This window comes from Bradyrhizobium sp. ISRA436 (assembly GCF_029910015.1).
Classification (GTDB): Bacteria; Pseudomonadota; Alphaproteobacteria; order Rhizobiales; family Xanthobacteraceae; genus Bradyrhizobium.
Window position 1 is genome coordinate 5,782,950 of sequence record NZ_CP094519.1, and the last position, 22,004, is coordinate 5,804,953.

Here is a 22,004-nt window from a genome sequence, read left to right on the forward strand (position 1 = left end):
GATTGGTATAAGGCCCAGTTCGGTAATGCCCCGCGCGGTGCAGTGTCGATGCCACAACCGACGTCCATCAGTAAGAGGCCGCGCGGCAAGCCCAACGAGGCCAACGCAAATGATCAAGTGCACTTACCGGCTTTGGCAATAGCGAAGCCGCTCGCGACGTGCGCCCCACATATAGCGCCGTAGCGAGCGGCTTCGGGTGGTCCCGGATGATTCACCGGTAAGGTTCGGGTTGCGGACACCAACCTGATTCGAGGAACCACCGATGACCGACGACACGATGAACCTGCGCGCGCGCTCGTGGAGAAGACCCCTAATGCCGATCTGTGCGCGCGATGATCGGCTTTTGCCGTTCCACCGCCTAATGGAGCTCGAAGTCGAGGGCCTGACGGGGACCGCTTATGGCGAGAAGAGCCCCGGAGCGCTGGCCCCAGCACAACGGCTACCGCGATCGCAACCGGGAGGACCTGTGCCGGCACCGTCGAGCTGCGCATTCCCGAGCTGCGCAAAGCCTCCTACTTCCCGGGCTTTCTCGAGCCGCGGCGGATGGTCGAGAAGGCGCTCACCGCGGCGGTCCATGAGCCTGCGTCCAGGGCGTCTCCACCCACTCCGTCGACGATTAGGACATGGGCATGAGCTGGATCTCCTAGAGCCAGGTGTGGTGGCTGTGCGTCGAGATCGACGACAAGGTGAAAGCCTTTCTCAATCGCCCGATCGAGGGCGACTGGTATACTTGTGGATCGACACCATCTATGTGAAGCACGCCAGAACGGGCGCATCGTCTCCGTCGCGGTGATCATCGCGGTGGGTGTCAACAGCGCCGGTCGGCGCGAGGCGCTCGGCATGGGTATCGGCCCGTCTGACGCCGAGAAGTTCTGGACCGCATTCCTGCGCAAACTGGCCCGAGAGCGGCCCACGCGGCATCGAGCTGGTCATCTATGCCCATGAGGGGGTCAAGGCCGCGGTCAGCAAGATGCTGAATACAACCTGGCAGCGACGGCGGCGGGCGCCGAGCAGTGCAGGATAATCGTTACGCACAACAACTGCCTCGTTAACCCGCCCTTTCGATAGGCAATCGCTCTTGAGCGGACACCGGGAGCGCGGTAGACCTTAGCGTAGGCATAGCCGGCATCGACGGTGACCACCTTGATGTCGATGCCTGTCATCGCTTCAACCTCATCGACTTGCGGCTCGATCATCTCGTCTTCGTTCGTTTGTCCAGTTGTGACCGCGACGTCGTCTTCGGGTTGATTCTCGCTCAGTAGGTCAACTACATGCTGCTCGGGTCGGCCATCGCTCGCGCAATAACAATCCGTGACCTCTTCCCTTAGGCAAGACAGGTCGAGCACGCGATCGACCCGCGCCAGCACGTGCTCACTGGGACGAGTTGTTATCCGCAAAGGACAGGAACCAATGGGCGTTGAGGCATTCGACGCGGAAACGGCCGTTGAAGACCTCGATGGTTGGCTTGCCGGGCCGGGAGAAGTCCAGCGTGACGCCGCGCTGGTAGGCCCACAGGTCAAGATCACGCGACACGAATACGCTGCCTTGATCGATGCGGATCGTCGCCGGGAAGCGCACTTGCTTGCAAGCCCTTTCCAGCACCGCCAGACGTCGGCGCGCGCAGGGCCGGTCAAGACGGCCGCATCTGCTGCCAGCCTTGACCGGCCGGAGCACGGTGGCACGACCGCGGGAGTCGAAAAGATTGGCGTGTCGGCACTTCGGGATCAGGTGTGCGTGCAGGATCGAGTCCACCTTGTTCTTGAGCCGCGTGCGATGCCCGCACGACCTGATAGCGTCGCGCCTCCAGCCTGCGCCTGCGTTCGGTCTCCGCATCACGCGTCCAGATTTGCGGCAGGTATCCCGCAGTCTGCAGACTGGCGAGCGTGCACGCATCGATCGTGTCGGTCTTGACGTGAGCCTGGGCGATCGCCTTCACCTGCAGCGGATTGGCGATAACCACCCGCGCCACGAATGGCGCCAGAACTCGCGACAACGCCATGCTGTTGCCGGTCACTTCGAGCACCACCTCATCACTCGCTAGCAGGGTCTTACCAAACCCTCCAGCGCCGTCCGCGTCATATCAGACCTCTCCGAAAGTTCGGTGGATGTTGCCAATCACCCGTCGCATTCGCACCTCCTGTCAGACACATGACGGGAGTTGCGGGCGACACGACAACCACGGATTCGCGCTCTCGGCGCAATAGGGCGAGTCGCAGAGGCGGCTAGCTACTAACTCGAGCTTCGGCTCATCGTGTGCATCGGCTTGCCCGCACTTCGTGCTCCCGGTGTCTTTGTCCGGATGGTCGCACCATACGCTACAATATAGAATATCTCAGCGGAACGTTGGCACCGAGAAATCTCATACCGATTACTCGAACGCGTCAACGGCGAGGTTCAAGCGCACCGAGGTGCGTCGGCATCTTCCCCCGACGAGGACGCCTTCGTCCGCCTCGTCGGCGCGATTCTGCTCGAATAGAACGATGAATGGGCCGTCCATTGCGGCCGCTACCTAACACTGGAAACGATCGCCCGTTGAGCGGTCATCCCGCCGTCAGCTTCCCGGCCATCGGGAGCTGACCGGTCCGGCCCATGCCGGTGAACGGAGTGACCGAAACTCACCTACACCACGCCACGGGACACAATCTTCGTACTCGAAGGAGACACGGCAACCTGACAAGTGACTTACTTGCCCAACTGACCGCAATATTGTCGTGCAACGTCGGAATGCCGTTCCTTCTTAGGGAAGCCTGCTATCAATGTCCAAGCTTCGATCTCTCCTCGGCGCTCTATGTCCGGCAGCACTCGCAGACATTAGCTAACACTTGCCTAATCGGCCAGTCGCCTTGGCCGACAAAATGCAACAACACCTGAATACTCACTGCAGGAACCCGTCATCGCGGCTATCGGCTCGATGCTTTTGCGCTCGCACGGCATCCTCACCCTGGCACAGTACGAAGCGTTTGGCTCGTCCCGCATTTCCGATCACGCTTGCAAGGCAATCAATGGGTGTCGAAAAACGCAACGTTACATCCTATTTCTCCGCGCGCATGCCGACAATTTCAATATACAAATCCTGTCGACGAGGGCCGCAACGTTCGGTTCCGCGCGAGACTCTAACGGCCGCTGATGAAAACTCAGTAGTAGGTTAGCATGCGTATCTCGCGACGGCGAACTTGGCATCCGACCTCGCCGTGTGCCCCTCTCTAAGTTGGTAGTATCATCGCAAAGATATTTATTGATATTCTCTAATACCGATCTTGATTGAAAGTGGGTGCCTTCATGTCCCATAAGCATGAAGATCAACATTTCCCAAAACCGAGGCAGCCACTCATGGCCGTCATCGCTCGCCACTGGCTACTCCGTGTTTGAATTGAGAAGTGGCCTTGATCGCGCCGGAGCAGAATATTGGCTACTGTTCTTTTGTTCTGATGTTTGTTCCGCGCAAACTTGGCCGATGCGGGTGCGGCTCCACGCTCGGCCCGCAGCATTGTATGCTGTGCTCGGAGTTTCCACTCAATGTCAAGAAGAGCTCTCATTTTGCTTGAAGGCGCAAGTAATGGTCGGCTGTACGTCCAAACGGCCCAGCGTCTTGGTCTCCACCCTATCACTCTGTCGGCTGATCCAACTCGGCATGACTATCTTGCGGCGGGAGGCTGCGAGGCAATCCGTGTCGACACAGATAATGTTGATGCGATGATACACGAGTGTTCCAGGTTACCTCCGATGTTTGACATTGCCGGCGTCACTAGCGCTGGCGAATCAGTGTGTGCGGCGGTCGGGAAGCTCTGCCTGTATTTCGACCTGCCGGGTCCGCCCCCCGCAGCGGTTGAACGGTGCCGCGACAAATTCGCTCAACGTCAGCTTCTCGCGGAAGCTGGCGTCCCAGTGCCTGCCTATCGCTTGGCGGTGAATCCGACCGACGTAGAAAAAGCTGCTGCGGAAATCGGCCTGCCGGTGATTGTCAAGCCTGCCGCAGGCTCCGGCAGCAGCGGTGTCCGATTGTGCCGCGATGTCGATGAGTTAGCGGAACATTCAGCATATCTGTTGGGTGAGAAGTACATATGGCGGTCTTCCCCAAGGATATTGGTCGAAGAATTCGCCCAAGGCCCTCATTATAGCGTTGAAATGATGGGGAATGAGGTCATCGCGATTGGCACCGCTGACTTCGGTGGCCCACCACATTTCGTCTGTCGTGAGTACATTTATCCGGCTTTGCTGAGTGATGACGAGCATAGAGGGATCGCCGATGTTTCGCTGAGCGCTTTGCAAGCCCTCGGCCTTGCCTGGGGGCCAACGAACGTTGATGTACGCTGGACTACGCTTGGCCCTGTGGTGATTGAGGTCAATCCGCGTCTTGCTGGCACACCAAACCCTCAACTTGTAAAGTTGGCCTACGGTGTCGATCTCATCACCGAGCACATCAAGCTTGTGATCGGGGAAAAATGCAATTTGCGCAGAAGTCATCCGCATTCTGCAGGCGCAAAGATTCTGGTCCCCGATCGCGATGGCATCCTCGATGCCATTGGTGGCGAAAGTCAGGCTGCTGCTGTACCAGGTGTCACAGAGGTCAAGTTTTCTATTGAACCAAATACTCCGATCGTCAGAAAGGGCGATTATCGAGACAGGATTGGACATGTTATCGCCGCTTCGCCTAACCTTGCTCAGACCAAGGCGATACTTCAACATGCTGTACACTTCATTGATTGGTCGATCACACCATTTCCAACCCAAGGTGAGCAGAAACAACGCCTGCAGCCTCGTACTGCCCGCACCGATGCAGATGACGTCCGGTAGATGGTGGAGATCGCCGAACGCTGGTGCAATTGAGGGCATGGAAAAGCTAGGACTTGTTTCGAGAATCGGTGACAGCGGATCAAGCGGCCAGATAGGGAGTTGCTTGGAGAGGGATGGATGCGGATTGAAAGCCAGCTTGCCTTCTCCTTTTACCATCGATCATGATCTGGGTCCCGTCGAGAATAGCACCGTGGCCGGCCAAGGACATAACGGCCGCTGGTCGTCAGTGCGCGACACGCAGATGTTCCTGCTCGATGAGAGCGTCCAAATACCTGCTTCGTGAACCCGCATCGTCTTCGGTAGCCGCCGGGGATGACGCTGCATGCGCTTCGTGGTATTCTAGGCGATAATCGCTTCTCGGTTTCGCTAACTGCCGTCGATGACACGACAGGCCGCGCGTGACGCTTCAGCGCTAGCCTCAAGAAGCGCTTCGCCGTCGCCAGCTCGATACCTCAGCGAGCTAGAACTCGATCGTGTCGACGACGGCGTCGATGGCGATGCAGAAAATAGATCCGCTGGCCGCAACCGTTGAAAAAAGATCCTTGTCGACAGACCATCTGCCCGTGACACCTCGATTCATCGATTGAAACGTTCCAGCCACGGAGACAAGAAAACCAATCATCCGGCTGGTGATTCCGAGGGAGTCGCCCTCTGAATCCGAAATGATGTCGGCCCTCATTCCGAAATAATCTCGCCCCCTGTACCGATCAATTGTCGCCCTCCGTTCCGAGATGATGTCGCCCCCTTGGTGACGGATCCGGTGGGGCGGCTGGCAGCGCGTAGAGTGCCTCCTTTTGCCTGAAAGGAAGGGGGCTTCATGCCGGCGGAGAGGGTAGCGATGCGGAAGGTGCGGGAGATTTTGCGGCTCAAGCTCGGCGTGGAGTTATCGCACAAGGCGATCGCGCGGAGCTTGGGGATCGCGCTTTCGACCGTGCGGTTGACTTGGAGCGCACCGGCGCTGCCGGGTTCTCCTGGCCGCTGCCGGATGATGCGACCGATGCGATCCTGGAGGAGAAGCTCGCTCTATGGCCGCGCCGGGACGAAGCAGGGCTATCGGCACCGCGCCGAGCCCGATTGGGCGGTGGTCCATCGCGAGCTGAAGAAAAAGCACGTCACGCTCGCGATCCTCTGGGAGGAATACATCGCCCAGAATCCGGACGGCTATCGCTACGGCCAGTACTGCGATCTCTACCGCAGCTGGGAAGGCCGGCTGTCGGTCACGATGCGTCAGAGCCATACCGGCGGCGAGAAGCTGTTCGTGGACTACGCCGGCGACACCGTCGCCGGTGATCGTCGATCGGCTTTTGGGCGAGACCCGGCCGGCGCAGATCTTCGTCGCGGTGATGGGTGTCTCGAGCTTCACTTACGCCAAGGCCGCCTGGACGCAGGGGCTCTGCGATTGGCTTTCCGCTCACGTCGGCGCGCTCGAGGCGATCGGCGGCGCCCCGAAGCTCCTCGTTCCCGACAATGCCAAGGTGGCGGTGATCAAGGCCTGCCACTTCGATCCTGTGGTCAATCGCAGCTATGCCGAGATGGCGGCCCATTACGACATGGCGGTTCTCCCGGCACGGCCGAGAAAGCCCAAGGACGAGGCGAAAGTGGAGGCCGCAGTGCTGATCGTCGAGCGCTGGCTTCTGGGCCGGCTGCGGCATCGCACCTTCTACAGCCTCGCCGAGCTGAACCGGGCCATCGCCGAATTCCTCCACCATCTGAACGAGGTCCGGCCCATCCGCCGGCTCGGGGTCACGCGCCGCCAGCTGCTCGAGGAGTTGGACCGGCCCTTTCTGCGGCCACTGCCGTCGAGCCCTATGTCTTCGCCGAATGGCGGGCGCGCAGGGTCGGCATAGATTACCATGTCGATATCGACCACCACTTCTACTCCGTGCCGTATCGCTTCGCCCGCCAGCCGGTCGAAGCAAGGATCACCGCGCGGACGGTGGAAATCTTCTTCAAGGGCGAGCGCATCACCGCGCATCAGCGCATGAGCGGCAACCGCAAGCATACGACAGTCCCCGAGCACATGCCCTCGAGCCACAGGCGCTATGCCGACTGGACCGTCGCGCGGATCCGACGCGAGGCGGCGGCGATCGGCCCTTCAACCGCGCTCCTGTGCGATCTGATCCTGGAGCATCGCCCGCATCCGAACAAGGCTTCAGGGCCTGCCTCGGCATTTCCGCCTGACGCGGCCCTTCAGTGCCCAACGCCTTGAAACCGCGGCCACACGGGCGATCGAGATCGGCGCCCGGACCTACGGTTCGGTCAAATCCATCCTCGACAACAATCTTGATCCCCGCTCCAGCGCGCCGCCGAGGAGCCGGCGATCCTTCACCCCAACATCCGCGGCGCGCGCTACTACAACTGAAGGACCGCCCGTGCTCACCCATCCCACTCTCGATCAGCTCAATCTCCTCGGCCTTGCCGGCATGGCCAAGGCCTTCAACGAGATCGAAGCCTCCGGCGAGGCCGGGGCCATGAGCCACGCCGAGTGGCTCGGGCTCCTGGTCGACCGAGAGATCACCCATCGCTATGAAAGCTGCTGCGGCGGCTGCGCTATGCCCGCCTGCGTCACCAGGCCGCCATTGAAGACGTCGATTATCGCGCCGCGCGTGGCCTCGATCGCGGACTCTTCCAAAAGCTCGCCGAAGGCAGTTGGATCGGCACGCACGACAATCTGATCATCACCGGTCCAACGGGCGTCGGCAAGAGCTGGCTCGCTTCGGCCTTGGGCCACAAGGCCTGCCGCGATGACCGCTCCGTTCTCTATCAGCGAGTCCCGAAGCTTTTTGGTGATATTCATTGGCCCGCGGCGACGGGCGCTATGGCCGGCTCTTCCGCGCCCTGGCCGGCATCCAGCTGCTCATCATGGACGATTGGGGGCTTTAGCCGCTCACCGCCGAGGCGCGTCACGATCTCCTTGAGATTCTCGAAGAACGCTACGGCCGCCGTTCCACCATTGTCACCAGCCAGTTGCCTGTCGATAAATGGCACGAGGTGATCGGCAATCCCACTTACGCCGATGACGTCCTCGATCGTCTCGTCCACAACGCCCAGCGTGTCGAGCTTACTGGCTAGTCCTTGCGGCGCAAGCGCCCCCAAAGGTCAGCAGCGTCCAAGGCCGAACCGTAACGGCTGTGGGTATGACGCTTGTCCTGAAGGACAAGCTTGGACAACGCTGGCGCGTTGCCCACATGCTCACAGCGCAGCAGCAACCAAAAGAGATCAGATCACAGGACGATTGACGAAAGCCGGCTCAGCGCCAACAATCCCATCGCCAGCGGCACCGGCCCTGGGGGCGACATCATGTCGGAATCCGGGGGCGCGATCATCTCGGTACGCAGGGGCGACTTCGTCGGAATCCGCAATCCGGTATCAGATGGTCGTGCGATCAACCAAATTGTCTGGCTCAGGGATCGTCTCTTCGAGATCACGGAGGATATCGGCGACTACGTCGGTCGGTGTCGCTGTCAGCGCCGCCAGCTTCTACGCGCAGGCCTCGGGACGCGTCACCGTTGCCAACCTGCACGTCGCTCCCGGCCGCCACAGCGCCTCTTCCACCCAGATCGATGGGAAGATCGCCGTCGACAGCTGAGTGAGGTCGCGCACGGCAACGGGGAGGACGTGCTGTGAATTCCGATGGACGCTTCCAGAGTTTCTCGGCCACGAGATCGAGTAATTCCTCGCCCACAAGCGCTCATTGCGACGGCGCTATGTCGTCGAAGAGAAGGCGCTCGCGCTGTTCGATGCCTTCTCGGCCTTGACGTGGTCGATGACGGGCTCAGCAACCGGGCAACGCTTCATCTCGCGACGTATGGAAGCCGTGGATGCCGCGGACCAGCCCCGAGATCCAGACCCTAAGCCGATGAAGGGTGGTTGTAGCCGCAATACCCCTTCAACGTGGATGCGGCGAGCCTCTATGGCGCCGTCCTTGCTGGGCCAGCTACAACTTCGGCCTGCGTGGCTGACAGAGCCTTTGCGCGTCATCCGCACGTTCGTCGCAACCATCCCGGTTCAAAACATCGCTTTAGCTGGCTGCCGCACCGGTTCTTCACATGGCGTAATCGCGACTGACGTCTTCTTGAGGACACGGGGATCGGTAGAATCGGCCCCAGCGGATCGATCACCGTGCCCGTGATTAAGGAACGGACGACTGTTACGCTCGAGAATGAGGTCGGTGTGGAGCGTCTGTTCCTGCACAAGGTTTGCGATTCATGACCCAGGGACAGTCCTTCATAGTGCGTTATCAAGCAAGTCCCAGACCGCCTCTCGACCTCCGTCGTGAAGGATCGTGGAGGACGGCTCAACGTGGCAGGCGCTGTACTCTAGGGTCGTGTCCCCATTGGTGGTGTAGCTCGGTAGAGCAAAGCCGTCCGCACGCGCGCCCTCCCATGGCGCCGTAGCGGGCGGGCGGCTTTGCGGTGGTCACCGGCAGTTCGCCGGTAGGGTCGGGTTGCTGATACCAACCTGATTCGAGGAACCACCGATGACCGATGAGATGATGAACCTCCGCACGCTCGTGGAGAAGACCCCTGATGCCGATCTGCTGCGCGAGATGATCGGCTTTGCCGCCCAGCGCCTGATGGAGCTGGAAGTGGAAGGCCAGACTGGGGCCGCCTATGGCGAGAAGAGCTCCGAGCGCCTGGCGCAGCGCAACGGCTACCGCGACCGGACCTGGGAGACCCGCGCCGGCACGGTCGAGCTGCGTATCCCCAAGCTGCGCAAGGGTTCCTACTTCCCCGGCTTTCTGGAGCCGCGCCGGATGGCCGAGAAGGCGCTCACCGCCGTGGTGCAGGAAGCCTATGTGCAGGGCGTCTCCACCCGCTCGGTCGACGACCTGGTGCAGGCGATGGGCATGAGCGGCATCTCCAAGAGCCAGGTCTCGCGGCTGTGCGCGGAGATCGACGACAAGGTGAAGGCGTTCCTCGCTCGCCCGATCGAGGGCGATTGGCCGTATCTGTGGATCGACGCCACCTACGTGAAGGTGCGCCAGCAGGGGCGCATCGTGTCGGTCGCGGTGATCGTCGCGGTCGGCGTCAACAGCGATGGCCGGCGCGAAGTTCTCGGTATGGACATTGGTCCCTCGGAGGCCGAGACATTCTGGACGGCGTTCCTGCGCAAGCTCGCCCGCCGCGGCCTGCGCGGCGTCAAGCTGGTCGTCTCCGACGCCCACGAGGGCATCAAGGCGACCGTCGCCAAGGTGCTCAACGCCAGTTGGCAGCGTTGCCGCGTGCACTTCATGCGCAACGCGCTGGCCCATGCCGGCAAAAGCGGACGGCGTGTCGTCTCCGCCTTCATCGCCACTGCGTTTGCCCAGGACGATGCCGAAGCCGCACGAGCGCAATGGCGAAAGGTCGCCGATCAGCTCCGCCCCAAGCTACCCAAGCTCGCCGGCTTCCTCGACGAGGCCGAGACCGATGTGCTGGCCTACATGACGTTCCCGCCGCAGCACCGCACCAAGCTGCACTCGACCAACCCGATCGAGCGCCTCAACGGCGAGATCAAGCGCCGGACCGAGGTCGTCGGCATCTTCCCCAATGAGGACGCCATCGTCCGCCTCATCGGCGCGATCCTGCTCGAACAGAATGATGAATGGGCCGTCCAGCGCGCCCGTTACATGACGCTGGAAACCATCGCGCCGTTGAGCGATGATCCAACCGTCAGTCTCCCGGCTATCGCCAGCTGACCAGTCCGGCTCTTGCCGGCGAACGCGGTGTCCCACCGCCAGTTACACCACGCTCAGGGACACGATCTACTCTACATGACAGTTGCGTTTTTCTGAGGGTTCTGAATCCATGGGCGACCATGATTCAGGATCTGATGATTGGTGGCGCTTCGGTTGAAGATACGCTGACGCTGTTTGCTACGTCGTTGCGAGATGCCACGCCGCGGATCCTTGCGCTGTTTACACAGGAGCGGGTCGCGGCCTCGGCGTGGCAGTTTCTCGAGGGACTATTGGTAACGAGCCGCGCAAGACGGGTTGGATGCGGGCAGAGGCGGCTGGCGATCTAGGCCCGTGGCGCCAGCAGGCGATTCTGGGCCGAGGGCATTAGGGATGCCGATGAGCTGCGCGACATTGCACCAATTCTGATGTTCGTTGTCCAGGGTTATCGGCCTGAGAGTGCGATCTCCGTTTGTGCCGGAGTTGCCAATTGAATGATTGTTGCGTGTTTCGGCAATTTCCGGACACCGATTTCGGTAATTCGCGGACAGCGATTTCAGTAATTCCGGGACAGGGATTCCGCTAAATCGCGGACAGTTGCGGGAGGTTGGTTTTCGGGAGCGCCGTTCAGGCAATGTTCTCTCTCAAGCTGAGTTTGAGAGGGGCAATGCCGAGGCGGAAGCAAGCGAAACGAACCACTGTGAAGGACCTACGATCATCCTGAGGCTGACGTACGAGCAGGACCTGTCGGTTCGGGAGATCTCGGAACGGCTGCAGATCAGCAAGAGCTCGGTTGCCACCTACCTGCTGCGAGCACGCGAAGCGGGCTTAAGCTGGCCGTTACCGCCGATTTACGCGAGCGAGGCGGCGTTGCAGCGGGCTCTGTTCCGGCGGGTCGGGCGGCCTCCGCAGGACTTGAGCGAGCCTGAGTGGCCGCGGGTGGCGCAGGAGCTCAAGCGCAAGGGCGTGACGCTGACGCTGCTTTGGCAGGAATACCGGACGGCGCATCCCGACGGCTATGGTTACACGTGGTTCTGCGAGAAGTTTGACGCCTATCGGCGCCGGGCGAACCCGACCTTCCGTCATCGCCACGCGGCGGGTGCAGTGATGCAGACCGACTATGCCGATCCGACGGTGGAGGTGATCGATCCGCAAACCGGCGAGATCCGTCAGGCGCAGATATTTGTCGCGGTGCTCGGGGCCTCGTCGCTGACCTTCGCTATGGGGAGCTTCGGTCAGCGACTACCAGATTGGATCGAAGGCCAGACCCGGGCCTTGTCGTACTTCGGCGGAGTTCCCAAGGCGATCGTCTGCGACAATCTGAAGGCCGGGGCCGTCAAGGCGTTGTGGTTCGAACCGACGCTCAACCAAACCTTTGCGGCCATGGCCGAGCACTACGACACGACGATTTTGCCGACCCGCAGCCGCAAGCCGCGCGACAAGGGGCGCGGTGCTGATTGTCGAGCGCTGGATTCTGGCACGGCTGCGCCATCGGCGGTTCTTCAACCTGACCGATCTCAATACTGCGATCGGCGGTCTGCTGGAGGAGCTGAACCATCGGCCGATGCCCCATATCGGCAAATCCCGCCGGCAGCTGTTCGAGGAGATCGAGCGCGCTGCGTTGACGCCGCTGCCGAGCGAACCGTTCGAATACGCCGAATGGAAAACGGCGAAGGTCCATCCCGATTATCACGTCGAAGTCGACAAGACCTTTTACTCGGTGCCGCACCGGCTGATCGGCGGTCGGGTGGACGTCCGGCTCACCTATCGAGCCGTCGAGATCTTCCAGGATCACACGCGTGTTGCCAGCCATGTGCGCCGCTCTCAGCGCAGCGGCCATGTCACCGTGAACGAGCACATGCCCAAGGCCCATCAGCGTTATGCCAATATGACGCCGGCGAGCTTGATCAAGATGGCAGCGCGGATCGGCGTCAACGCCGCCACGCTGGTCGAGCGGATGATGCGTGAGCGCCCGCATCCCGAGCAGGGTTATCGCTCCGCCATGGGGATCATCGCCCTGGCACGGCGCTACGAGCGCGATCGGCTCGAAGCGGCCTGCGAGCGGGCACTCGTCATCAATGCGATCAGCTACTCCTCGGTGAGCGCGATCCTCAAATCTGGGCTCGACCGAGTGAGCCCTGCTGCCGCACCCGTCAAAGCCACCCCCTCGCACGCCAACATCCGTGGTGGGGGCTATTATCAATGAAGGAAAGGAACATCGCGATGCTGCCCCACCCGACCCTCGAGCAGATGCAGGCGCTCGGCCTTGCCGGAATGGCGGCCGCTTACCGGCAACTAGCCGAACAGGACAATGCCGCCGATCTCAGCCGGGATGAGTGGCTCGGCCTGATGCTCGATCGTGAAGCCGCCATGCGTGCCGACCGGCGCCTGACCAATCGCCTCGCCGCAGCCAAGCTGCGCTTCGTCGACGCCTGTATCGAAGACGTCGACTTCGCGTCCCGCCGCGGCCTTGACCGGCGCAACACCCTGCAACTGGCGCAAGGCGCTTGGCTGAAAGCCCATGAGAACTTCATCATCACCGGCCTGACCGGGACTGGTAAAACCTGGCTGGCGTGCGCCTTCGGACGCCAGGCGGCCAGGCTCGATCATTCCGTCCTTTATTTGCGTATGCCGCGCTTGTTCGAAGACCTCGCCATGGCCCATCTCGATGGTCGCTTCCCGCGCCTCATCGATAAGCTCGCACGTGTCCAGTTGCTCATCCTCGACGACTGGGGCACCCACTCCCTCAATGACCAGCAGCGCCTTGATCTCCTCGAAATCTTCGAAGAGCGCTATAGGCGCAAATCGACCTTGATTACCGCTCAGCTGCCCGTTGCCCAATGGCACGACATGATCGGCGAGCCAACCATCGCAGATGCTATCCTCGACCGGATCATCCACAACTCCCACCGTATCGCCCTCGAAGGCGACAGCATGCGAAGGAAAAAAGCCGCGCGCCCCTTGACCAACGTCGAAAACAGCGAAACGAATACCAACTGACTTCAACAATCAGGCAACCAAAAGCCAGCGCCGCCACGCTGTCCGCGATTTAGCGAAACTGCTGTCCGTCAGTTAGCGAAACCACTGTCCCGTTTTTGCGAAATACGCAATTGTTACGCAGCGCAGGACAAGGCCTGCCGGGACAACCACTCTGTACTTTACACCCGGCTGCCGCGGTTGTTCGAAGAACTGGACCTTGCCCGGGGCGACGGCCGACTCGCTTCGCGGATGAAGAGCATCGCCGCCGTCGAGCTCCTGATCTTGGACGATTGGGGCCTCCAGGCCATCGACGCCAATGCGCGGCATCATCTGCTCGAAATCCTTGAGGACCGCTACGGCCGTCGATCAACACTCGTCACCAGCAGCTTCCAATTGCCAAATGGCATGAGCTCATAAATGACGCAACTTACGCTGATACCATACTTGATCGCCTGCTTCACAACGCTTGCGCATTCCAGGGATGATGATCAGCGGTTCCGGGCGATGGTGATGACGGATTCCAGATGATGGTGATCACTTGCAGAGGCGAACACGACTGATGGGATTATGTGTGCTGGAAATGATCCTCCTGGTCAAGACGGGCGGGAGGGTTTGAAGATCGTTCCAGCGGTCCATGGGAAGGTCCCGCGCGCGGCGCGGAGTGCCCCACGAGCGACGCAGCGGTCGCGCGCGGGAGGGCTGTGGGCCGGTGGGACGATCGGGCGCACGGTGGTCACGCTTTTGTCCTATCATCGGCCCGACGCCGCAGGCTGTCGCCCTTGAGCTCGATGCGGTGAGCGTTGTGAATGATGCGATCCAAGATGGCAACGCCAAGCGTGGGATCGGCAATCACGTCATGCCATTGCGACACGGGGAGCTGGCTTGTGATCAATAATGATCCCTTGTCGTAGCGATCATCGACGATCTCGAGCACGGCGCTATGGAGCGTAAGCGCAAACTCCTCAAGCCTCACGCGCATCGCATCGAGGAAACGATGGCGTCGTCCTCGCGCTCGAAGCCCACCACCACATCGTCCGCATAGCGCACGATGATCATGTCGCCGGTCGCCTCACGCTATCGCCAGCGCTTGGTCCACAGGTCGAGCACATAATGCAGGTAGACGTTGCCGAGGAGCGGTGAGATCACCGAACCTTACCCCGTTCCCCTATCATTAACGGTCACGATCCCCTCTTCGAGAATACCCGCCTTCAACGACTTTCTGATCAGGCGGATGATGCGCTTGTCGCCGATCCTATGGTCCAGGAAGCGGACAAGCCATGCCTGGCTGACCGCCCCAAAGAAATTCTGGATGTCGATCGCTGTGCACAAGGCATCCAACGCATCGTGTGGGCTTCTGCCGGGCCGAAACCCATAGCAGAAACCGCAGAAGTCACCTTCATAGATGGCGGATGACGTTGATCACGATGACCATGGCCCCTTGGACCATCTTGTCTTCCAGAGTCGCGATCGCAAGTGGCCGCTGCTTCCCGTCCGCCTTCGGTATGTACATCCGGCGGGACGGTTGTGGGCGGTACGTTCCCCGATGGACCCGACCGTGCAGATCTGCGAGCCGTGGCTCGAGATCTGCCTCGTAGCCCTTCCACGTCATGCCATCCCCCCCTTGCTGCGGCAGGGGAATCGCATGTGGAATTCTGCAAGTAGTTGCCAAATCGGCAGAAAGCGATTCTGAAGGTGGCTCCTGATCTGGAAGGAGCGGCCGATGCAGCGATTTGCGGAATGCTTTTCCGAGTTGCCAGACCCCCGGGCCGACAACGCACTGCATGACCTGACGGAGATATTGTTTATCTCGCTGATGGCGACGCTGTGCGGGGCGACCAGTTGCACGGACATGGCGCTGTTTGCCCGGATGAAGGCCTATCTTTGGCAAGATGTGCTGGAGCTGAAGAACGGCCTGCCGAGCCACGACACGTTCAGTCGGGTGTTCCGGATGCTCGATCCAAAGGCGTTTGAGGCTGCGTTCCGGCAATTTATGAAGGCCTTTGCTCAAGGTGCGAAGATCAAACGGCCGCGCGGAGTGATTGCGCTCGACGGCAAGGCATTGCGACGCGGTTACGAGCGCGGCAAGAGCCATATGCCGCCGGTGATGGTGACCGCCTGGGCGGCGCAGACGCGCATGGCGCTCGCCAATGTCCTGGCGCCGAACAACAACGAAGTGGACGGCGCCCTGCAGTTGCTGGAGCTTCCGCAACTCAAGGGCTGCGTGGTCACGGCCGACGCCCTGCATTGCCACCGCGGGATGGTCGAAGCGATTGTGGAGCGGGGCGGCGACTATGTGCTGGCGGTGAAGGAGAACCAGTCCGCTCTGCTGGAGGATGCCAAAGCCGCGATCCGTGCCGCCAAACGTAAGGGCAAGACATCGCTCACCACCACCGATGCGGAACATGGACGCAACGAGAAGCGCGTCGCGCTCGTCGCGGCGGTTCCAGGCATGGCCAGGAAGCACAACTTCCCAGGCCTCAAAGCTGTCGCCCGCATCACCAGCAAGCGGGGCAAGGACGACACGGTCGAGCGCTACTTCCTGATGAGCCGCCCCTACAGCCGCAAGGACGTTTTGCGTATCGTCCGGACCCACTGGTCCATCGAAAACGGCCTGCATTGGCCGCTCGACGTCACCCTCGACGAAGACCGCGCCCGAAACCGCAAAGACAACGGACCGGCCAATCTGGCCGTGCTCAGACGCCTGGCCCTCAACGTCGCCCGAGCCCACCCCGACACCGCGATCTCTCTGCGTGGCAAGCTCAAGCGCGCCGGTTGGAACGATGCCTTCCTCTTCGAACTCCTCGGCCACATGCGATAGCCCTGCCCCCCGGGGGCGGCCTAGCGCCTGAGCGCGAAGTAGATCCAGCGAGGTGTTCACACTTCCGTCAGGCAGCTCGAGGCCGACGTCCGTATCTTCATCGGCCCTCACAACAAAACCCGAAGCCTTTCAGATGGACCAAGTCCGCAGATCAGATTTTGGCTTCAGTCGAGCGCTTCTGCCACAAAGCCCAGCAGACCTTATGTGGCGAACTTTAGATTCACGCGGACAGGCCCAAACCGGTCCCGATGTTTGTGCTCATCCGCGGTGCCAAGCGGTGTGCCGCTCAGGCGTCAAGTCCAGCTCACAGGCGGCCCCTCATTTCAGGTTTCAGAAAGCGCTTGCACGCCGCATCGCGAGTTCAGTCTCGACCGCCACCACGTTACATAGAGCGCGACGAGCCACAGTACGGGCAAAAGCGTCAGCAGCGACGCAACCGCAGCGATCGTCGGGTCAATCTGGTTCTGCATGTTCTGCCACATCTTCAGTGGCAGGGTATATATTGAGAGTCCGTTGACCAGAGAGGTGATAACAACCTCGTCGAACGAATGGATGAACGCGAATACGGCGCCCCCAATAATACCCGGCCGAATCAGAGGCAGCGTCACCCTCGTGAATGTCCGCAGCGGTCCAGCACGCATGCTCATCGCCGCCTGCTCCAAGCGCCGGTCGAAATTCGCCAGAGTCGCCGAGACGATCACGACGACAGAGCCCATAGCGCCGATGGTATGTGCTAGGATGATGCCGGTCTTTGTTCCGATCAGTCCGAGTTTAATCAGCCCGAAATAGATTGCGACGGCGACTACGATGGCCGGAAAGGTGATCGGCGTCAGGATCGCCATGGTCAGCCATCCGCGCAGCCGCGGATGGGCGCGGCTGAGGCCGTAGGCCGCGAGCATGCCGACGATGGTCGACAGGGCGGTAACCGCGATCCCGATCTGAATGCTGGCCCAGAGTGCGCCGGTCCAAGACGGATCGTCGAAGAAGGCGTAATACCAGTGTAGCGAAAAGCCAGAGGGCGGGAATTCCAGAAATGGCCCGGCGCTGAACGACATGACGATGACGATGAGTTCAGGAAACAGCAGAAAGACCATGACGAGCCCGACATACATCGTGCCAATGATGCTCAGCCAACGGCTGCCGCCCCGAGCCCGGTAGAGCTGGGAAATCCAGCGCCGCACCCGAAAACGGGTAGCGAGTTCATTAAGAATTTTTCTCAGCGCGCCAAGTACGGGCAGCCGGCTAGATCTGTACTTCCGCGCTGGTTGGACCGCGAGGCCCTGCTTGCTGGAAAGATCGAGGCCGACCAAGGAGAGCATGATCGCGGCAATCCCCAGGAGGATGAAGGCTGTGGTGGCAATTTGTGCGAGGTTGAATGCGCTCTCGACTTGAGCCACGATGAAGGTTGACAGCATGGCGTCGCGCAGCCCGCCGAGCGCGACCGGCGTGATGTAAAATCCGAGACAGAAAATAAAGACCAGCATCGAACCGCTACGCACACCAGGCAGGCTAAGCGGGAAGAACACACGCCAGAAGGCAGACAGAGGCCGCGCACCCATGCTGCTGGCCGCCGCCATCAGCGACTTGTCGATACCCAGCATGACACTGACCAGCGGCAGAATCATCACTGGCAGCATGATATGCACCATGCCGATATAGACGGCCATGCGGTTGTAGATGAGAGACAACGGACTGGAGATCAGCCTGAGATCGAGCAGTAGATTGTTAATCAGGCCGTGGCTGCCGAGAATCACGACCCAGGCGTACGTGCGCGCCAATCCGCTGGTCAGAAACGGAATGAGGATGAGCACGATGAGCACGACGCGCAGCCGCTTCGAGACGGCTACGATCAGATAGGCTGTCGGATAGCCTATGATGACGCAGATGACCGTGGCGACCGCGCTTATCTTGACGGTCTGCAAGAGAACGAGCACGTTCGCCCGCTGAGCGAAAAACGCCTGATAATTTGCGATCGAGAAGGCCGGCGCATCGAGACTGCTCAAGAAGAGCCGCATGATAGGTATGCCGAAGACGATCAGCAGAATGGCGAAGGCCGGCACGGTGAGCCAAATGGGCATTCGCCAGATCCTTTGAAGCATTTTCACTCGCGTCGCCTCATGCCACGACAAAGCGAATGTCGGCTCGTAGCCAATCCAGCCGCACCTGGTCGCTACGCTGAAATATCTGCTGGCCTGCCCCGACATGCTCGCGCACGACGAGCACGTTGTTCCCGACGCGCACGTGATATTTCCGCAACGGGCCAGCATAGATCATGTCTTCCACGGTGCCGGTTACGGACTGACGCTGGTCGGCATCAGCGCGTTTCGGCGCCGCGGGAGAGGCGATGCAAATGCGTTCCGGTCGGATCATGGCTACGGTACTGGACGGCTGCGCAGCATTAGATTCAATCGCGAATTCAGGATTTTCGAGGATGTTCGCTTCGCCCAAGAAACTCGCCACGAAGCGCGTCGCGGGCCGATCGTAGAGCGCTTCCGGCGTGTCGGTCTGTTCGATCCGTCCGGCGCGCATGACGACAATCCGATCCGAAAGCGTGAGTGCCTCCTCCTGATCGTGGGTGACGCAGATAGTAGTCTTGCCGAACTTCCTGTGCAGGCTCTTGATCTCGGCCTGCATCTGCTCACGGAGATTGCGGTCGAGCGCCCCTAACGGTTCGTCGAGCAGGAGTATCGGTGCATCGGCAATCAGCGCGCGGGCAAGAGCCACGCGCTGCTGCTGGCCGCCGCTCAATTGCGACGGCATGCGTCCGTCAAAATCCTTGAGGTGCACGCACTCAAGCATCCTATCGACCCGTGCTGTCCTCTCGGCGGCCTTCATGCCACGCATTTCGAGCGGAAATTCCAAGTTCCGGTGCACCGTAAGGTGCGGAAACAGCGCATAGCTCTGGAAGACGATTCCCTGGTCGCGTCGATAGGACGGCACTGCGGCAACGGATTTTCCACCAATTAAAATGTCGCCCTCGCTGGGCTCGGTAAAGCCTGCGAGCAGCATCAGCGCCGTAGTCTTGCCTGAGCCGCTTGGACCGAGGAGCGTCAGAAATTCGCCGCGACCAACCACAAGCGACAAGTCTTTCACCGCAGCGATCGGCCCATACATCTTGGTAACGCCGCGAAATTCAATCTGCGCAGAAACGACACTTCTCTCCAAGCTTTGATCCTCAGCAAGTGGGGCTGCACTTCCAACATGCACATTCACTATTCGTACTCCAGAATGACCGGATTGCGCTAACGACTGAAGGGCGGCGAGCCGCGTGCGGAGCCAGTGGGCCACTGACGGCTGGCGCCATTTCACCGAAGACGAAATCGCTGCTCTGCGAAATGATCTGGAGACCTAGTGAAGAATCCACTGGTTCCAGCGCTGGAGTAGATGCTGCGCATTCGTCAGGCCGTCCAATCCGGTCTCGACGTACCACCTCGGGTTTATAGAATAGCTGGTCGCCATGTAGTCAGGATAGGTACAAAGCTTGCGGGCCAGCTTCTCCGGTATCAGCTTGAGGGCGTTGCGGTTGGACGGAGCCTGGGGGAATAGTCTCGCAAGGGCCGCCTGGGGCTCGGCGCGGGTCACGAATTCGATAAACTTCTGTGCGTTCTGCGCATTTGGGCTACCCCTTGGGATGGACCAATACTGCCAAACCAGCTTAGCTTGATTTCGATTGATCTCGATCGGCTCGCCGTTTTCGATTAAAAGAAGCGCCCGCCCGTCAGAGGATTGTACGATATCTGCCACGTGATCGCGCATAATTTGCTGAATCTCGGATGCGCTCGTCCACCATTTGACGACGTGCGGCTTGATCTTATCCAAGCTGCTGAAAATGCGATCAATGTCCATTGGATAAAGCTTGTCAACAGGCACACCATCCGCCAGGAGAGCCTCCTCCCAGGGGCCCACAGTTCCGTATTGGCCACTCTGAAGCGATCGAGTCCCAGGAAACCTCTGTGCGTCCCAGAATTCGGCCCAGCTGGTTGGCCGCGGCTTGCCGGCCGGGAACTTTGTCACGTTATAGACCATATTGTAGGAGTATATGTAACTGGCAATGCCGTACGACTGCTTGCAGTAATCCGGGATCGCGCCCAACTCCTCCTTGTTATAAATTGAGTAGTCGATCTCCTCAAAGAGATCGTCCTTCACCAAACTGGCGTGCGGGACTGGGCTAAATGGAACCACGTCGACCGTAACCGCTTTCGCCTTTACCATCATCGCGATCTGAGCCGAGTGGACCTCTTGGGCAATTGGCGCGACCTTAATCCCAGTCTCGACCTCGAAGGGCTTCACATAGGCATCAATTGCGGCCTTACCAAAATCGCCGCCGGACACGTTCACCCTCAGTTCGCCCGATGATTTCGCCGAAACCCGGCCCGCTACGGCCGACATCGCGCTAGCCGCAACAGCGGACGACCCTGTCATTATGAATCGCCTGCGGCTAAGTACACGGCTCATTATCCCCTCCCATTCCGCCACTGGCCCGGAAACTTTCATTCTGTTCTTTGGTCTCTTACCACTCCCATAACGCGGAATCGCATCAATGTAGCGCCTTATGCGGTCGGATCTCGGCGCCTAATGGCGGCGCGCGGCTGGAAGTAATCACAGAGACAGGACGTCGTTGGTTTTCGAATCATCTATGTCTAAACTCCTTCTGGTGCGCGTGGTGGTTCACGAGTCGAGAGTTTCGTCAATGGGCGATTGCCTCAAATGTCCTTCTGCTTTGAGACAAACCCAGCATGGGCCGGCCAGCAGAACCTCGCCTTCTCGAGCCGCTTTAAATAGAGGCACACGCCGGAGCCATCCCACCACACGATCTTTATTCGGTCGGCTCTTTTGGCCCTGAAGACATAAAGCGCGCCGTCGAACGGATCTGAGCCCGCATCGCGCACCAGCGCAACAAGCCCATCGATACCCTTACGGAAGTCGACTGGATTGCTGGCCAGGAACACCTTCACGCCGGAGGGGATCATGCCGAACGGACCGCCCGGATCACCCGCTGCAATTGCGCCTCGTCGACATCCACGCCGGCGCGCACGATCACCTCGCCAATCGCAATTTCGATCACCGCGCCTGATACAGACGCCACCACACCCCCGCAACTCGAGTGCCGGGAGCGACAATGCTGCTCGGCCCGAGCATCGCGGCGCCAGGCGAACAGCTGCGACGGGTGAACGCCGATCCGCCGGGCAATCGCCGAGACGCTCGCGCCGGGCTCCAGCGCCTCTGTCACGACTTGGGCCTTAAACTCGTCCGACCAGCGTCGGCGAAGCTGCTGCGGCGCTCCCTCAAGACGGTCGGCGACCGCTTCGATCATATGGAAGGTTCTAGTTCCAGAACTAGGCTCAGACATAGAAGCTCACATCGGCTCACAAACTCAGCAGCCGATAGCCGATTGCTCACTCCCTGCGCCAGACGGGATCTCTTTGCCGCTTACTGTCTGGGGGGCATGTTTTCGAGAAAAGGAGCGAGGAGAAAGCGCGATAGGAGCACGGGCACGTCTACTGCTGCGCGGACCGCGTCCTGGCACCGGATCGGGTACCCGCAGCTGCAGGTCATCAGTTGCGAGTACGAGTCGATCGCTGCCTAAACCATAGCCGATGTCAATTCCCCAGCGTCGGTCCTGGCATTCAAGCCAGGCACCGTCTTGTAGCGCACAGGAGACGCCACGTGCTGGCATTACCGGGTGTCCCGGGTATGAAGGCAGATTGCGGGCGCTCTTAAGCATCAAGATGCTCGCGGGTGCACCGTATAACGAGA

The 22,004-nt window shown here is 60.4% G+C and carries 12 protein-coding genes and 9 pseudogenes; 11 read left to right on the plus strand and 10 right to left on the minus strand.

Annotated features, from left to right (window positions below; genetic code table 11):
• Positions 1-297 precede the first annotated feature (297 nt).
• A pseudogene (locus MTX23_RS26995) lies at positions 298-994 on the plus strand (transposase); the annotation flags it as partial.
• On the opposite strand, the gene MTX23_RS27000 reads toward MTX23_RS26995, so the two are convergent.
• The 3 genes and pseudogenes from MTX23_RS27000 to MTX23_RS27010 form a co-directional block, all read right to left on the minus strand.
• Positions 963-1,367, minus strand: a complete 405-nt coding sequence (locus MTX23_RS27000) for a hypothetical protein (RefSeq protein ID WP_280978361.1) — start codon at positions 1,365-1,367, stop codon at positions 963-965. The pseudogene MTX23_RS26995 and the gene MTX23_RS27000 overlap by 32 nt on opposite strands.
• A 22-nt stretch (positions 1,368-1,389) precedes the next feature.
• Positions 1,390-1,569, minus strand: a pseudogene (locus tag MTX23_RS27005) (IS3 family transposase); the annotation flags it as partial.
• A gap of 61 nt (positions 1,570-1,630) precedes the next feature.
• Complete coding sequence (locus tag MTX23_RS27010; protein WP_280973217.1) at positions 1,631-2,023, minus strand: hypothetical protein; 393 nt, start codon at positions 2,021-2,023, stop codon at positions 1,631-1,633.
• A gap of 1,493 nt (positions 2,024-3,516) precedes the next feature.
• On the opposite strand from MTX23_RS27010, the gene MTX23_RS27015 reads away from it, so the two are divergent.
• Positions 3,517-4,794: an acetyl-CoA carboxylase biotin carboxylase subunit family protein gene (locus tag MTX23_RS27015; RefSeq protein WP_280973218.1), complete on the plus strand. Its 1,278-nt coding sequence runs from the start codon at positions 3,517-3,519 to the stop codon at positions 4,792-4,794.
• A 460-nt stretch (positions 4,795-5,254) separates the two neighbouring features.
• On the opposite strand, the gene MTX23_RS27020 is transcribed toward MTX23_RS27015, so the two are convergent.
• Entirely contained in the window at positions 5,255-5,473 is a 219-nt protein-coding gene (locus tag MTX23_RS27020; RefSeq protein ID WP_280973219.1) for a hypothetical protein, read from the minus strand.
• Between the two features lie 159 nt (positions 5,474-5,632).
• On the opposite strand from MTX23_RS27020, the pseudogene istA (MTX23_RS27025) reads away from it, so the two are divergent.
• The 7 genes and pseudogenes from istA (MTX23_RS27025) to MTX23_RS27055 form a co-directional block, all read left to right on the plus strand.
• A pseudogene (istA, locus tag MTX23_RS27025) lies at positions 5,633-7,156 on the plus strand (IS21 family transposase).
• 10 nt (positions 7,157-7,166) lie between these two features.
• Positions 7,167-7,866, plus strand: a pseudogene (gene istB / locus MTX23_RS27030) (IS21-like element helper ATPase IstB).
• A gap of 1,408 nt (positions 7,867-9,274) precedes the next feature.
• Positions 9,275-10,474 (plus strand): IS256 family transposase, encoded by a 1,200-nt coding sequence (locus MTX23_RS27035; protein WP_280973221.1) that lies wholly within the window; start codon positions 9,275-9,277, stop codon positions 10,472-10,474.
• 119 nt (positions 10,475-10,593) lie between these two features.
• Positions 10,594-10,866: pseudogene (locus tag MTX23_RS27040) on the plus strand (IS701 family transposase); the annotation flags it as partial.
• A gap of 251 nt (positions 10,867-11,117) precedes the next feature.
• Positions 11,118-12,656: pseudogene (gene istA / locus MTX23_RS27045) on the plus strand (IS21 family transposase).
• 17 nt (positions 12,657-12,673) lie between these two features.
• Positions 12,674-13,450 carry an IS21-like element helper ATPase IstB gene (istB, locus tag MTX23_RS27050; RefSeq protein WP_280978213.1) on the plus strand — a complete coding sequence of 259 codons (777 nt, stop codon included), beginning with the start codon at positions 12,674-12,676 and terminating at the stop codon, positions 13,448-13,450.
• Between the two features lie 129 nt (positions 13,451-13,579).
• Positions 13,580-13,914, plus strand: a pseudogene (locus MTX23_RS27055) (ATP-binding protein); the annotation flags it as partial.
• Positions 13,915-14,162: 248 nt separating this feature from the next.
• Here MTX23_RS27055 and MTX23_RS27060 read toward each other — a convergent pair.
• Positions 14,163-14,363: pseudogene (locus MTX23_RS27060) on the minus strand (ATP-binding protein); the annotation flags it as partial.
• 786 nt (positions 14,364-15,149) lie between these two features.
• Between MTX23_RS27060 and MTX23_RS27070 the strand changes: the two are divergent.
• Entirely contained in the window at positions 15,150-16,247 is a 1,098-nt protein-coding gene (locus MTX23_RS27070) for an ISAs1 family transposase (RefSeq protein ID WP_280990745.1), read from the plus strand.
• Positions 16,248-16,274: 27 nt separating this feature from the next.
• Positions 16,275-16,465: pseudogene (locus tag MTX23_RS27075) on the plus strand (IS630 family transposase); the annotation flags it as partial.
• A 105-nt stretch (positions 16,466-16,570) separates the two neighbouring features.
• Here MTX23_RS27075 and MTX23_RS27080 read toward each other — a convergent pair.
• The 5 genes from MTX23_RS27080 to MTX23_RS27100 form a co-directional block, all read right to left on the minus strand.
• Complete coding sequence (locus MTX23_RS27080; RefSeq protein ID WP_280973223.1) at positions 16,571-18,325, minus strand: ABC transporter permease subunit; 1,755 nt, start codon at positions 18,323-18,325, stop codon at positions 16,571-16,573.
• Positions 18,326-18,362: 37 nt separating this feature from the next.
• The gene (locus MTX23_RS27085; RefSeq protein ID WP_348637519.1) at positions 18,363-19,412 is read right to left on the minus strand and encodes an ABC transporter ATP-binding protein; all 1,050 of its coding nucleotides are present in this window, start codon (positions 19,410-19,412) and stop codon (positions 18,363-18,365) included.
• Between the two features lie 183 nt (positions 19,413-19,595).
• Positions 19,596-20,636 carry an ABC transporter substrate-binding protein gene (locus MTX23_RS27090; protein WP_348637520.1) on the minus strand — a complete coding sequence of 347 codons (1,041 nt, stop codon included), beginning with the start codon at positions 20,634-20,636 and terminating at the stop codon, positions 19,596-19,598.
• A 314-nt stretch (positions 20,637-20,950) separates the two neighbouring features.
• Entirely contained in the window at positions 20,951-21,217 is a 267-nt protein-coding gene (tnpB, locus tag MTX23_RS27095; RefSeq protein ID WP_280973226.1) for an IS66 family insertion sequence element accessory protein TnpB, read from the minus strand.
• The gene (locus tag MTX23_RS27100; RefSeq protein WP_280973227.1) at positions 21,214-21,561 is read right to left on the minus strand and encodes a transposase; all 348 of its coding nucleotides are present in this window, start codon (positions 21,559-21,561) and stop codon (positions 21,214-21,216) included. Before MTX23_RS27100 ends, tnpB begins: the two co-directional genes overlap by 4 nt.
• Positions 21,562-22,004 lie beyond the last annotated feature (443 nt).